This window comes from Aeromonas sp. s3, from assembly GCF_040907805.1.
Lineage (GTDB): Bacteria > Pseudomonadota > Gammaproteobacteria > Enterobacterales > Aeromonadaceae > Aeromonas > Aeromonas dhakensis.
In genome coordinates, this window is the sequence record NZ_JBFOCQ010000033.1 from 174,054 (window position 1) to 188,005 (window position 13,952).

The window sequence follows — 13,952 nt, forward strand, 5'->3', positions numbered from 1 at the left end:
ATCCTGGACCGACCCAAAAGGGAAAATTGCACAAGGAACCGACAACTTCCCTGCCGACGCAGGTTGCCACCACCATGGATAAGGGCGCCGTTGCGGGCGCCCTTCTTTAGCATATTGTTTCTTGTCGACGGGCAAGGATCACGCAGGCCAGATCAGTCCTGGTTGATGCGGCTGGCCACGGCGCCCTGCTGGCTCTTGTACTTGGCGTTTTCCCGCTTGTTGTAGGGACGCGCCGCCACACCGGAGAGCATCTCGAAGTTCAGTGCACCTATCTTCATCTTGGGGCGCAGCGCCAGCGGCAGCTTGCCGCCGTTGTAGAACTCCAGCACGATGCGGCCGGACCAGCCCGGATCGATGCGGTGTGCGGTCACATGTACCATGAGGCCCAGGCGAGCCAGGGAGGAACGGCCGTCGAGCCAGCCGACGATATCCGCCGGCAGGGTGACCGATTCATAAGTGACCGCCAGCGCCAGCTGACCCGGGTGCAGATAGAAGGCTTCCCCATCGGGAATGTGGATTTCGTCACTCATCACCCGATCGATGGCATCGGCCATCTCGCTGCTCGGCCCGCTCAAGTCGATGTAGGGGGCGGTGTGATCGCGAAACACCCGAAACTCGTTGCCCAGCAGCACGTCGACGCTGACGCCACTGATCCTTTCAATACCGGGTCTTGGCTCAATGACGATCTTGCCTTCATCCAGATGACGTTCGATATCGGTATCACAAAGACGCATTGGGCGACTCTCCTGACAAATTGTTCATTTAAAAAAGCCGGGCATCACCCGGCTTGATATCTCTCAACCAATCAACATATGGCGGATCCGCGCCTTGAGCATGTCGATGGCGATGCGGTTCTTGCCGCCACGGGGCACGATCACGTCTGCGTACTGCTTGGAAGGCTCGATAAACTGCAGGAACATGGGACGCACCGTCTTCTGGTACTGCTTGAGCACCGAATCCATGGTCCGGCCACGCTCCTGCACGTCACGCACCAGGCGGCGCAGCAGGCAGATGTCGAGCGGAGTATCCATGAAGATGGAGGCATCCATCAGATCGCGCAAGCGGCTGTCGGTCAGCAGCAGGATCCCTTCCAGAATGATCACCCGGCGCGGGGCAAAGGGGGTCACATCGCTCATGCGGGTGTGTTCGGTATAGGAGTACTGGGGAATGTTGACGGCATCCCCCTGCACCAGCTGGCTCAAGTGTTGTACCAGCAGGTCGTGATCCAGTGCGTTGGGGTGGTCATAGTTGGTCTTGACCCGCTCTTCCATGGTCAGGTGGGTCTGATCGCGATAGTAGCAATCCTCGGTGATCACGCCAATTTGACCGGCTCCCAGCTCGGCCACCAGCTCTTCATAGATGGTTTGGGCTATAAGACTTTTGCCGGACGCGGATGCACCAGCAATACCGATGATCACACACGAATGTTGAGTATCAGACATTGAAAAATACCTAAAGAGAAGAGCAGTGGGGATTGTTTAAACCGATCCATTATATAAAAAAGGGTGAGCCCTGCCCACCCTCAAATCCACCCCAAACGGCCGACCGCCGATTATTCATCCAGCGCCATGGTATAGAGGGGGGTCGCAATCGGTTTTCCGCTGAAATAGAGTTCAGCCCCCACCCGACGGGCCAGTTTCAGATAGGCCTCTGCCAGCTCCCCTTTCGGTGCGCCGAACACGGTCGGGCAGCCATCGTCCATGTGTTTGCGTATGTCGATGTGCAGTGGCAGCTGACCCAGCAGGGCCACCTGATACTGCTCGGCCATCTTCTGGCCGCCGCCGGTACCGAACAGCGCCTCATGATGACCACAGGCGCTGCAGACGTGATAACTCATGTTCTCGACGATGCCGAGCACGGGCACATTGACCTTGTTGAACATGGCTACCCCCTTGCGGGCATCCGCCAGCGCCACATCCTGAGGGGTGGTGACGATCACCGCTGCCGTGGTCGGTACCTGCTGGGCCAGGGTGAGCTGGATGTCACCGGTGCCCGGCGGCATGTCCACCACCAGGTAGTCCACCTCGCCCCAGCGGGTCTCGTGGAGGATCTGGGCCAGCGCCTTGCTCGCCATGGGGCCGCGCCAGATGGTGGCATCCTGCTCGGAGACCAGATAGCCGATGCTGTTGCTCTTGAGGCCACAGGCCATCACCGGCTCCATCAGCTTGCCGTCATGGCTGACGGGACGCTCCTTGAGGGTTCCGGTCATGGTCGGAATGGAGGGACCGTAGATGTCCGCATCCAGAATGGCGACCCGCGCCCCCTCCTTTTGCAGTGCCAGCGCCAGGTTGACGGCGGTGGTGGACTTGCCCACCCCGCCCTTGCCGGAGGCAACCACAATGATGTTGCGAATGCCCTGCACCGCCGCCAGCCCCTGCGCCCGCGGCATGCTGGCCACCTCGATCTCGCCGACCCAGTCGATACGGGTCGCGCCGGTGACGCTGCGCAGCCGGGCATCGAAGTCCTGCTGGATCTGCTCGAACAGGGAGTGGCCAGCGAAGGGCAGCACCAGCTTGATGGTGAGCGCCGAACCTTGTTTGTCGATGCTGCGCACGAAGCCGGCAGCCACCAGATCCTTGCCCCACCCTGTCGGCTTAAATTCGGCCAGGATCTGTTTTACTGAATCAATCACCATTAACTCCTCATTATCTTGTCATTATCTTGAGGTGAACGGTTACCGCACACAAATCAGTGGCTTGCCTGCTTGCCGACCAGCGTGCGCCGGCGGGTAGGACGAGCCACAACCCTAGGCAGGCTACCCCCAATTCGGGTAACATGCACGGCACTCTATCATCCCAACAAGCACATCAAGAACGACTATATGGCAACTGATCCTCGTACAATGCTGGTAACCTGCGCCCTTCCCTATGCCAATGGCTCCATCCATCTTGGCCACATGCTGGAACACATCCAGGCCGATATCTGGGTTCGTTATCAGCGAATGCGCGGTCACCAGGTGCACTTTGTCTGTGCCGACGATGCTCACGGCACCCCGATCATGCTCAAGGCCCAACAGCTGGGGATCACCCCGGAAGAGATGATCGCGGCCGTCTCCCAGGAGCACCAGGCCGACTTCGCCGGGTTCAACATCAGTTTTGACAACTATCACTCCACCCACAGCGACGAGAACCGTGAGCTGGCCGGGCTTATCTACGGCCGTCTGCAGGCCGGCGGCAAGATCAAGAGCCGCACCATCTCCCAGCTGTTCGATCCGGAAAAATCCATGTTCCTGCCGGATCGTTTCGTCAAGGGCACCTGCCCCAAGTGCAAGTCCCCGGAGCAGTATGGCGACAACTGCGACAGCTGCGGCGCCACCTACAGCCCGACCGAGCTCATCGATCCGAAATCTGCCGTCTCCGGTGCCACTCCGGTGATGAAGGACTCCGAGCACTTCTTCTTTGACCTGCCACAGTTTGAGACCTGGCTGGCCGACTGGGTGCGCGGCTCCGGCGCCATTCAGGAAGAGATGGCCAACAAGATGCAGGAGTGGTTCGAAAGCGGCCTGCAGCAGTGGGACATCACCCGTGACGCCCCCTACTTCGGGTTCGAAATTCCGGGCGCCCCGGGCAAGTACTTCTACGTCTGGCTGGATGCCCCCATCGGTTACATGGCCTCCTTCAAGAACCTGTGCAACAAGCGCGGTGACATCGATTTCGACAGCTACTGGAAAGCGGACTCCGAGGCCGAGCTCTACCACTTCATCGGCAAGGACATCGCCTACTTCCACTGCCTGTTCTGGCCATCCATGCTGGAAGGCGCAGGTTTCCGCAAGCCGACCAAGGTCAACGTGCACGGCTACGTGACCGTCAACGGCGCCAAGATGTCCAAGTCCAAGGGTACCTTCATCAAGGCCTCCACCTATCTGAACCACCTGGATCCGGAGTGCCTGCGTTACTACTATGCCGCCAAGCTCAACAGCCGCATCGACGATCTGGACTTGAACCTCGAAGACTTCGTGCAACGCGTCAACGCCGATGTGGTCAACAAGCTGGTCAACCTCGCTTCCCGCAACGCCGGCTTCATCGCCAAGCGCTTCGACGGCAAGCTGGCCGCCACCTGCGCCGAGCCTGAGCTCTACGCCGAGTTTGCCAATGCCCGCACCGTGATCGCCGAGGCCTACGAGAGCCGCGAGTTCAGCCGCGCCATCCGCGAGATCATGGCGTTGGCCGACAAGGCCAACCGCTACGTGGACGACAAGGCCCCCTGGGTCATCGCCAAGCAGGAAGGGGCGGATGCCGAGCTGCAAGCGGTCTGCTCCGTCGGCATCAACCTGTTCCGCGTGCTGATGGCCTACCTCAAGCCCGTCATGCCGCTCCTGGCCGAGCGCGCCGAGGCCTTCTTGGCCGAGACCCTCAGCTGGGATGGTATCGCCGCCCCGCTGGTCGACCACACCGTCGCCCCGTTCAAGGCGCTCTTCTCCCGCATCGAGCCGGCCAAGATTGACGCCATGATCGAGGACTCCAAGGAGGATCTGGCCAAGGAGCAGGCACCGAAAGCAACCGGCCCGCTGGTTGATGACCCCATCAGCGAAACCATCGCCTACGATGACTTCGCCAAGATTGACCTGCGCGTGGCGCTGATCACGAAGGCCGAAGCGGTGCCGGAAGCGGACAAGCTGCTCAAGCTGCAACTGGACATCGGTGGCGAGACCCGTCAGGTGTTTGCCGGCATCAAGTCCGCCTACAACCCCGAAGATCTGGAAGGCAAGCTGACCGTGATGGTGGCCAACCTGGCCCCGCGCAAGATGCGCTTTGGCATGTCTGAAGGCATGGTGCTGGCCGCCGGCCCGGGTGGCAAAGATCTCTGGATCCTGGAGCCACAGGAAGGTGCCCAGCCTGGCATGCGCGTCAAATAAGCGCTGCCGCAGCCGTTAGCAACGAGGGAGGCCTGGGGCCTCCCTTTTATTTTCTCTCTTTCCTCCTCCCCCTCTCCCGCTGATTGCGCCGTTTTGTGCTTTGCCTCCCCCCTTGGGTGCTTGTTGCTCCCAAGCAATTTGCCTAGACTGGCGATTCACTTCGGGCCCATGGCCCATTCATCAGGCAAGGAGCAAGCATGATCACCTTATATGGCACCCCCGTCAGCCGGGCCCTGCGCGTATCCTGGTTACTGGAAGAGCTGGACGTGGCATGGCAGTTCCAGTTTCTCGACTTCGCCAAGGGCGAGAATCGCAGCGACTGGTTTTTGACCCTCAACCCGAGCGGCAAGATGCCGGTGCTCAAGGACGGGGAGTTCGTGTTGACCGAGTCCGCCGCCATCATGCAGTACCTAGCCGAGGTGTATGGCCCGAACTGGCTGCCGGCCAGAGGGACCCAGGCCTCGGCGCTGCACGCCCAGTGGGTCAGCTTCATCACCTGCGAGCTGGAGCAGCCACTGTGGACCATCGGCAAACACCGCTTCGCCCTGCCCGAGGCCCAGCGCCTGCCGGCCATCTTCCCCACCGCCAAATGGGAGTTTGACAAGGCGGCGGCCATCGCCGAATCCTGGGTGCCCGAGCAGGGTTACCTGCTGGGTGAGCAGGTAACCATCGCGGATCTGCTGCTGGCCCATACCCTGATGTGGGCCACCCGCTTCGAGCAGACCATTCCGCCCAAACTCGCGGCCTATCGGGATCGTCTGGCCAAGCGCCCCGCCCTGCAGGCGGTGCTGGCCAAGACCCAGGCCATCGCCGACGCCGCCCAGGCCGGCTGACCTGCGGACAAAAGAGCGTCAATGCAAACGGGAGCCTGTGTGGCTCCCGTTCTTTATGGCTGTTCGGCATCATTGGCGTGGCAAGGCGCTCAATTGGTATGAAAGCCGCTCCCCTTGGGCGGTGGTGCCACCTCATATTCCATCCGGGTCACCTCGGCGGTACGCGGGCCGCGCTCCAGCCAGCCCAGCATCATTTGCACGCTCTGCTCCGGCCCGCAGATGAGGATCTCCACCGAACCATCTTCCAGGTTGTAGGCATGGCCCCGCAGCCCCAGTTGCAGCGCCCGCTCCCGGGTGAAGTAACGAAACCCCACCCCCTGCACCAGGCCCCACACTCGCACGACAAACGATTGCTCTCCCATTTCTCACACCTTCCCCTTAAGAAATTTCCCTCCAAGGCGATAATGAGCGCGACACTCTCATCCCCTTGCAGGACGCAATACCATTATGAAAGAAGTAAAGTTTCGGTGGGTTGACCGTTATCTCATTCACCTCACGATCAGCGAAAAATTTCTCATCACCTTCTGGTGCCCGCTGCTGTTCATCGCCTTTATCAGCTGGTACCTGCTGGCAGACGGCCATCAGCAGGAGATGCAACTGCGCCTGGATCAGCTCAAGCAGCGGGTCGAACTGAGCGCCCAGCTGGCCAGCCAGCACGCCGATCTGACCCTGCCCGCCGAGCTCACGCTGAGCCCGACCGGCAGCACAGGGTTGACCCAACAGGGCGACATCTATCGATACGGCGCCAGCGCCGGCCAGGCCGGGATCGTCACCGGTACCCTGGATGCCTCCCGCTACTCCCTGTGGGATGGCCAAGGAACCACCCTCACCATCATCGCCGTGCTGGCCGCCCTGCTGGCCCTGGTGACCCACTACCTGATGACCTTCGTGTCGGGGGCGCTCTACTCCACCAACAAGGCGCTGCAGACAGTGGCGGATGGCGATCTCACCTTCCGCCTCAACTTCTTCCCGGTGCGCGACGAGTTCTCCATTCTGGCCGGCAGCATCGACCGCTTCACCGACCGCCAGCACAAGATAGTACAGCTGGTGGAGGAGTCCGCCGAGGCGCTGACCATGGCCGCCGACGAGTTTCGCGATCATGCGAGTGAAGGCGAAACCATGGCCCGTTCCCAGCGCCAGCACATGGACTCCCTGGCCGCCGCCATGGAGCAGATGTCCGCCGCCATTCGCGAGGTTGCCCGCAATGCCAACGACACCCTGCAGCAGACCCGCCAGTCGAGCGAAGAGGCGGCCAACGGCGCCTCCCGGGTATCGCGCACCATCACCGCCATCCGTACCCTGGCCGACGAGATCGGCAACGCCTCCGGCGCGGTAGAGCGGCTGACCCACAATGCCAATCGCATCAACGAAGTGGTCAACGTCATCAACGCCATCTCCCAGCAGACCAACCTGCTGGCCCTCAACGCTGCCATCGAGGCGGCCCGCGCCGGTGAACAGGGTCGAGGCTTTGCGGTGGTAGCCGACGAGGTGCGCACCCTGGCCAGTCGTACCCAGCAGGCCACAGTAGAGATCCAGCAGATGATTGAAGAGCTGCAGGCCGGCACCGGCGCGCTGAACGACATCATGGAGAAGACGGTGGAGCGGGCGGCCAGCAGCCAGCAGCTCATCAGCGAGGTGGGGCTAGACATCGACAAGCTCAGCAACCACAGCGATGCGGTGCTGGAGATGAGCACCCAGATCGCCACTTCGAGCGAACAGCAGAGCTCGGTGGCCGAAGAGATCACCCGCAATCTGGATCAGGTGCGCCACGAAGCGGGCCAGGTGGAAGCGTCCGCCAGCGCCTCGGTGGCCGGCACTGCCGGCCTCAAGGCCACCGCTACCGAGCTGACCCAGGCATTGAAAGGGCTAAAGATCTGATTTTTCTAACAACAAGCTCCCAGAGCCTGACGCTATCTGCCAAGGTTGTTTGAGTTTTGCCAGCGGGCCACATAGAATGTGGCCCCTTTTCTTTTGACCATCTGGCAACTCCCATGAGCGCTTCCATCTATCTCGTCAAAGGCCGCGAAAAATCCCTGCTGCGTCGCCACCCCTGGATCTTCTCCAAAGGGATCGAGCGGGTTCAGGGCAACCCCATTGACGGCGATACCGTCGAGATCCTCACCCATGACGGCAAGTGGCTCGCCCGTGGCGCCTGGTCCGGCAGCTCCCAGATCCGCGCCCGGGTCTGGACCTTCGACAAGGATGAGACCGTCGATCTCGACTTCTTCATCCGCCGCCTGAAATACGCCCAGGAGTCCCGTGACGGGCTCATCAAGCGTCAGGGCCTCACCGGCTATCGCCTGTGCGCCGCCGAATCCGACGGTCTGCCGGGCTTGACCATCGACCGCTACGCCGATTTTCTGGTGTGCCAGATCCTCTCCGCCGGCGCCGAGTTCCAGCGCGAGCTGATCACCCAGGCGCTACGCACCCTCTACCCCGAGTGCAGCATCTATGAACGCTCCGATGTGGCGGTGCGCAAGAAGGAAGGTCTGAAAGAGCGCACAGGCGTCATCCATGGTGAGACCCCGAACGAGCCGGTGGTGATCGAGGAAAACGGCGGCGTCAAGATCCTGGTGGACATTCGCAACGGCCACAAGACCGGCTTCTATCTGGATCAGCGTGACAACCGCCAGGCCGCCGCCAAGTACACCGAAGGCAAGCGGGTGCTCAACTGCTTCTGCTACACCGGTGGTTTTGGCGTCTATGCCCTCAAGGGCGGCGCCAAGGAGGTGGTCAACGTGGATCTCTCCCAGAATGCGCTGGACATCGCCCGCCAGAACGCCGAGCTGAACGGGCTGGATACCAGCAACACCCAGTTTGTCCGTCACGACGTGTTCAAGCTGTTGCGCGAATACCGCGAGAAGGGCGAGAAGTTTGACGTCATCGTGCTGGATCCGCCCAAGTTTGCCGAGAGCAAGGCCCAGCTGCTGGGCGCCTGCCGCGGCTACAAGGACATCAACATGCTGGCGTTCCAGCTGTTGGCGCCGGGTGGCGTGCTGCTGACCTACTCCTGCTCCGGCCTGATGGAACAGAGCCTGTTCCAGAAGATCGTCGCCGATGCCGCGCTCGATGCCGGCCGCGACGCCCAGATCCTGGAGCTTTTGTCCCAGGCATCCGATCACCCCATCGGTACCGCCTATCCGGAAGGCTTCTACCTCAAGGGACTGGTGGTGCGCGCCCGCTAAGCAGAGCAGACCAGCGCTGACAACCCCTTCTCCCCGGTTCCAGATCCGGGCCAGGACGAGGTCCGGCAAGCCATCAAAAAGCCCGCGATCAAAGCGGGCTTTTTTTATGCGGCCGCCAAAGAGATAACCTCACCCCCGACTTTGCCACCAACAGCGATGGGTGCCCCTATCTCTCCTCTTCCACTGTCTGCAGCCATCCTCAATCTGGAATTGCCCCATCGTTAGCCCGCTTCTCATGCCTCTTTCACCCTTGGCATGGCATACACAGCCCACCAGCAGGGACTGCCCGGCATTTTTTTTATGCAAAAACATGAAATGTTACGCACCAACATTAAAAATTACTCGGGAAAATATCGGCCATAAACGCATACTCACTCACCTGAGTGAATATTGTTGTTTTCCCCTGTGGTTGGTCACACCCTGCCTCTCCCGGCTCGTCAAAGCACCAGGTCGGTAGGAATGCATCATTCCATTCAGTCACGCGCTGGCGCCCCCAACGGGAAGTAGTGTCGAAATGGTCTGGCCTCCTCCACCACCCGCACGATGGAGGGACAGCTGAGTAGACGGGCGCGATAGGCACGCAGGCAGCCATGGCTAGCGGGGATCTCGTGGGCCCAGTCGGCGTAGAAGAGCGAGGGCGCGGCGGCGCAATCGGCCAGCGTGAAGTCTGCGCCGGCAATCCAGTGGCGCCCTTCCAGCCGCTGATCGAGCCAGGGGTAGATCTGATCGAGCAGCTCGCGGGCCTCCACTACGCCATAGCGGTCACGCTCAGCGGCCGGGCGCAGCATATCCAGCACCACTTTTTGCATCGGCGTCATCACATAGTTGTCGAAGACGCGATCCAGCATATGCACTTCCAAGCCCGCATCGCCAGGCGGGATCAGGCAGACGGGGCCCGGGTGGTGCGCCTGCAGATGGGCGACTATGGTGCTGCTCTCGAGGATGCAGCGACCGTCATCCAGCAGCACCGGGAAGCGCTTGAGCGGCCAGAGGGCGGCAAGTTCGGCGTTGGCCGCCGGCTCTTCCAGATTCCGGTACTCGAACGGGGTGGCATTCTCGTAGAGGGCGATCAGCACCTTCTGGCTGTAGGACGAGAAAGGATGGGCATAGAGTTTCATCGGGATGCACCTGGCACGCGGATGGATGACTCACCTAGTCTAGATCCCTTCTCCACTTCAGATGCCGCGCTGATCCCTTGCTGGCTTTTGGATGATAAATGCGCATTCATGACGACAATCACACCCGTATGGCTCTCTTTTAGGTAAGGTGATCCCGCCTGTGGCCGCCAAGCCTAGGCGGCCGACTCATTGATGAGCAGCACCACAACAAAAATTGATGTCAGGCCAAGCTGAACATCATCAAGGATCCCGTCATGAATCAATCATTGCCGCTGTTGACGCCGCTGCGGGGCATCGCTGCCCTGATGGTGGTGTTGTTCCACGCCCGCTTGCTGCTCTTTCCCCAGTGGATGGAGTCGATCGCCGGCCACACCCAACTCATCGAGAACGGCTACCTCTGGGTCGATCTCTTCTTTATTTTGAGCGGGCTGGTGCTGGCCCACGTCTACGGGGAAGCCTTCGCCCGCACGCCCCGCACCATAAGTTATGGCCGCTTCCTCTGGCTGCGGCTGACCCGGGTTTATCCCCTCTACCTGGTGACCCTGCTGCTGCTGGTTGGCTGGGAGCTCTACAAGGCCCACCATGGGATTGGCTTCTACGCCGGCCCCCTGTTCAAGATGTGGGAGTGGGAGGGGATGCCTCCTTTCGGCTCCCCCTTTACCCCGGCCGAGGCACTGCCAAGCAGCCTGTTGCTGCTGCAGGTGGTGACCGATCACGGATTGACCTGGAACTTCGCCGCCTGGTCGCTGAGCGTGGAGTGGATTAGCTATCTGCTGTTTCCGCTGCTCATTCCCCTCGCCGTCACCCACAGCCGCTGGAGCAACCTCGCCCCCTTGCTGGCCCTGACTGTGCTGGCCTTTATCGTGCACAGCCGGGGTACCCTGGATGTCACCAGCGGGGCACTGGCCATCGGGCGCGGGGTGAGTGAATTCGTGCTCGGCCTCTGGCTGCTGCCGAAGGTCAAGGCTGCCCGCCAGTGGCCCATGATGCAGAAAGATCTGCCGCTGCTGCTCGCCTTTCTGCTCCCCTTCGCGCTGATGCAGTTCACCATGACGCCGCAGCTGACCCTGCTGCTGATCAGCGCCTACGTGTTGCTGATCTGGATTGCCGCCTGCCAGGGCAATCGCCAGAGCCCGCTGCTGCGCCTCCTGGATAACCGCGTCACCAACTGGCTGGGGGATCTCTCCTACTCTATCTACCTGCTGCACGCCCTGGTACTGCTCACCGGCTGCGAGCTTGTCCACTATCTGGCGCCGGGGCTCACTGCGTGGTGGTATGCCCAGACCACCCCCCTGCTGGGGGTGCTGGCCACCTTGTTGATGCTGGCAGTGCTGATCGGGCTCTCGTCCCTCAGCTACACCCTGCTGGAGCGGCCGCTGCAACGGCGCCTGCGCCGGCTCGGCAAGGCTCGCCAGCCGGTGATGGAGCAAGCCGGCTAAGTTCCCCACCAATGGCCCCGAAAGCAGCATGGCTCGCCTTCGGGGCTACCTTGGGGAGAGCCTTGCCAGCGTCATGCCCAAGACGGATCCCTTCCTCTAAACCCGCCAATTCCCTGCGCTTTGTGTGAATTCCAGTTCGAACCAGAGCGGCTATTTGTGGCATAATGGCCCGTCCTGTGGCCCTTGGCGGGGCTGCGCCGGCGCATCTATCGCCTCTCCTCCCCCGTCCTGCCAGACTGCCTTACACGGCTGCCTGACATCGCTGCGCTCAAAGCCAGCCAAGGCCACCCGAATTTCGCGCGCATGCGCACCCATTTGACGGCTCCGCAGAGCCGCTGCACTTATTTTGTTTGTACACGCACGTTTGCACACACAAGGGGAAAGTATGTCTTCCATTCGTCTGACCCAATACAGCCACGGCGCTGGCTGCGGCTGCAAAATCTCTCCCAAGGTGCTCGGCACCATTCTCAAGAGCCAGATCCCGGGCTTTGACGACCCGACGCTGGTAGTCGGCAACAGCAGCAAGGATGACGCGGCCGTGGTCGATATCGGCAACGGTCAGGGTATCGTCTCCACCACCGACTTCTTCATGCCCATCGTCGATGATCCCTTCACCTTCGGTCGTATCGCCGCCACCAACGCCATCAGCGACATCTACGCCATGGGCGGCAAACCCATCGTCGCCATCGCCATCCTCGGCTGGCCCATCAACACCCTGGCGCCGGAAGTGGCCCAGCAGGTGATCGACGGCGGCCGTCAGGTGTGTCACGAAGCGGGTATTTCTCTGGCCGGCGGCCACAGCATCGATGCCCCCGAGCCCATCTTCGGCCTGGCGGTGACCGGTATCGTACCGCTCAACGCCATCAAGCAGAACGACACCGCCAAGGTAGGTGACACCCTCTATCTGACCAAGCCTCTGGGCATCGGCATCCTCACCACCGCCCAGAAAAAGGGCAAGCTCAAGCCCGAGCACGAGCAGCTGGCCCCCAACGCCATGTGCACCCTCAACAAGATCGGCCAGTGCTTTGCCGAGCTGCCCGGTGTGCATGCCATGACCGACGTGACCGGCTTTGGTCTGGCCGGCCATCTGCTGGAGATGTGCGAAGGTTCCGGCGTCAGTGCCCGTCTGGATTTCAAGGCGCTGCCGCTGCTGGACGAGGTGGATTACTACCTGAGTGAGGGCTGCGTACCGGGCGGTACCCTGCGCAACTTCGACTCCTATGGCGACAAGCTGGACGCCATGGATGACCGCACCCGCAACATCCTGTGCGACCCGCAGACCAGCGGCGGCCTGCTGGTAGCCGTCGGTAAAGAAAGTGAAGCCGAGCTCCTCGCCATTGCCGCACAGGCAGGGCTGACCCTCTCCCCCATCGGCCAGCTGCAGGCCCGCACCGGCAACCAGTTCATCGAGGTTGTCCAATGAGTGCACTGCCACTGGCCACGTATTACGCCCGGATTTTTCTGGATGACGTTCCGCTCATCGACCTGCGCGCCCCCATCGAGTTCAAGGAGGGGGCCTTCCCCTGCTCGACCAATCTGCCATTGATGACGGATGATGAGCGGGCCCAGGTCGGTACCTGCTTCAAGCAGCAAGGTCAGGCGGCCGCCATCGCGCTGGGTCATCAACTGGTCGGTGGCGCGGTGCGGGCCGAACGCCTCGAGGGCTGGCTGGCCCAGCTGCGCCGGCAGCCGGATGCCGTGCTCTACTGCTTTCGCGGCGGTCTGCGCTCGCAAACGGTGCAACAGTGGCTGCATGAGGCGGGAGTCACCCGCCCGCGGGTGGCCGGTGGCTACAAGGATCTGCGTCGCTTCCTCATCGACACGCTCGACGGAGCGGCAGCCGAGTGCCACTGGAGCGTGCTGACCGGCATGACCGGCTCCGGCAAGACCCACATGCTGGCCAAGGTGGCCCAGGCGCTGGATCTGGAGGGGCACGCTCACCACAGGGGGTCGTCGTTTGGCCAGCTGCCCGGCGGCCAGCCCAGCAACATCAACTTTGAAAACAACATGGCCATCGAGCTGCTCAAGCGCCGCCAGCAGGGGGAGCAGCGTTTCGTGGTGGAAGACGAAAGCCGCCTCATCGGCCGCTGCTGCCTGCCCAATTCGCTGTTTGACACCATGAGCCAGGCCCCGCTGGTGGTGGTCGAGGTGCCGCAAGAGGAGCGCGCCGAGCAGATCCGCCAGGACTATGTACACGATCTCTGGCTGCGTTATGAGGAGCGTTTCGGCGCCGAAGAGGGCTGGCCGCTGTTTGCCGCCTACCTCACCGACGCCCTGGCCAGGCTCAAGCGCCGGCTCGGTGATCAAGCCCATCGCGAGCTGGATCAGTTAATGCAAGTGGCCCTCGAAGAGCAAGGCCGCAGTGGCCACACCGAGCTGCACCTGGCCTGGATCACCCTGCTGTTGACCCGCTACTACGACCCGATGTATCTCTACCAGCTTGGCAACAAGCGCGAGCGCGTCATATTCCAGGGTGACAAACAGGCCTGCCTCGATTTCTTTGCCCAGCAGCGCGCCTGATC

12 protein-coding genes are annotated in these 13,952 nt (G+C 61.6%); 7 read left to right on the top strand and 5 right to left on the bottom strand.

Annotated features, from left to right (window positions below; translation table 11 throughout):
• Positions 1-152: 152 nt before the first annotated feature.
• The 3 genes from dcd to apbC all read right to left on the bottom strand — a co-directional run bounded on the left by dcd (position 153) and on the right by apbC (position 2,635).
• Positions 153-734: a dCTP deaminase gene (dcd, locus tag AB5Y98_RS19100; protein ID WP_005300960.1), complete on the bottom strand. Its 582-nt coding sequence runs from the start codon at positions 732-734 to the stop codon at positions 153-155.
• 63 nt (positions 735-797) lie between these two features.
• The gene (gene udk / locus AB5Y98_RS19105) at positions 798-1,442 is read right to left on the bottom strand and encodes a uridine kinase (protein ID WP_005300963.1); all 645 of its coding nucleotides are present in this window, start codon (positions 1,440-1,442) and stop codon (positions 798-800) included.
• A gap of 110 nt (positions 1,443-1,552) precedes the next feature.
• Positions 1,553-2,635, bottom strand: coding sequence for an iron-sulfur cluster carrier protein ApbC (apbC, locus tag AB5Y98_RS19110; protein WP_005300966.1), 1,083 nt, complete (start codon positions 2,633-2,635; stop codon positions 1,553-1,555).
• Between the two features lie 186 nt (positions 2,636-2,821).
• Between apbC and metG the strand changes: the two genes are divergently transcribed.
• The gene (metG, locus tag AB5Y98_RS19115) at positions 2,822-4,855 is read left to right on the top strand and encodes a methionine--tRNA ligase (RefSeq protein ID WP_368232545.1); all 2,034 of its coding nucleotides are present in this window, start codon (positions 2,822-2,824) and stop codon (positions 4,853-4,855) included.
• Between the two features lie 197 nt (positions 4,856-5,052).
• Complete coding sequence (locus tag AB5Y98_RS19120; RefSeq protein ID WP_010633965.1) at positions 5,053-5,688, top strand: glutathione S-transferase family protein; 636 nt, start codon at positions 5,053-5,055, stop codon at positions 5,686-5,688.
• Positions 5,689-5,777: 89 nt separating this feature from the next.
• Here AB5Y98_RS19120 and AB5Y98_RS19125 read toward each other — a convergent pair whose 3' ends face one another.
• Entirely contained in the window at positions 5,778-6,050 is a 273-nt protein-coding gene (locus AB5Y98_RS19125; RefSeq protein WP_005300975.1) for an acylphosphatase, read from the bottom strand.
• An 85-nt stretch (positions 6,051-6,135) separates the two neighbouring features.
• Between AB5Y98_RS19125 and AB5Y98_RS19130 the strand changes: the two genes are divergently transcribed.
• Together AB5Y98_RS19130 and AB5Y98_RS19135 are read left to right on the top strand one after the other, a co-directional pair.
• Complete coding sequence (locus tag AB5Y98_RS19130; protein ID WP_123246150.1) at positions 6,136-7,566, top strand: methyl-accepting chemotaxis protein; 1,431 nt, start codon at positions 6,136-6,138, stop codon at positions 7,564-7,566.
• 113 nt (positions 7,567-7,679) lie between these two features.
• On the top strand, positions 7,680-8,873 hold the full coding sequence (locus AB5Y98_RS19135; RefSeq protein WP_005300980.1) for a class I SAM-dependent methyltransferase: 1,194 nt from the start codon (positions 7,680-7,682) through the stop codon (positions 8,871-8,873).
• A gap of 473 nt (positions 8,874-9,346) precedes the next feature.
• Here the strand turns inward: AB5Y98_RS19135 and AB5Y98_RS19140 are convergent, their stop codons facing one another.
• On the bottom strand, positions 9,347-9,991 hold the full coding sequence (locus AB5Y98_RS19140) for a glutathione S-transferase family protein (protein WP_368232547.1): 645 nt from the start codon (positions 9,989-9,991) through the stop codon (positions 9,347-9,349).
• Between the two features lie 254 nt (positions 9,992-10,245).
• Here AB5Y98_RS19140 and AB5Y98_RS19145 point away from each other — a divergent pair, with 254 nt between their 5' ends.
• The 3 genes from AB5Y98_RS19145 to mnmH all read left to right on the top strand — a co-directional run bounded on the left by AB5Y98_RS19145 (position 10,246) and on the right by mnmH (position 13,950).
• On the top strand, positions 10,246-11,430 hold the full coding sequence (locus AB5Y98_RS19145) for an acyltransferase family protein (RefSeq protein WP_368232549.1): 1,185 nt from the start codon (positions 10,246-10,248) through the stop codon (positions 11,428-11,430).
• Positions 11,431-11,815: 385 nt separating this feature from the next.
• Positions 11,816-12,853: a selenide, water dikinase SelD gene (selD, locus tag AB5Y98_RS19150; protein ID WP_368232550.1), complete on the top strand. Its 1,038-nt coding sequence runs from the start codon at positions 11,816-11,818 to the stop codon at positions 12,851-12,853.
• Positions 12,850-13,950 carry a tRNA 2-selenouridine(34) synthase MnmH gene (mnmH, locus tag AB5Y98_RS19155; protein WP_368232552.1) on the top strand — a complete coding sequence of 367 codons (1,101 nt, stop codon included), beginning with the start codon at positions 12,850-12,852 and terminating at the stop codon, positions 13,948-13,950. Before selD ends, mnmH begins: the two co-directional genes overlap by 4 nt.
• Positions 13,951-13,952 lie beyond the last annotated feature (2 nt).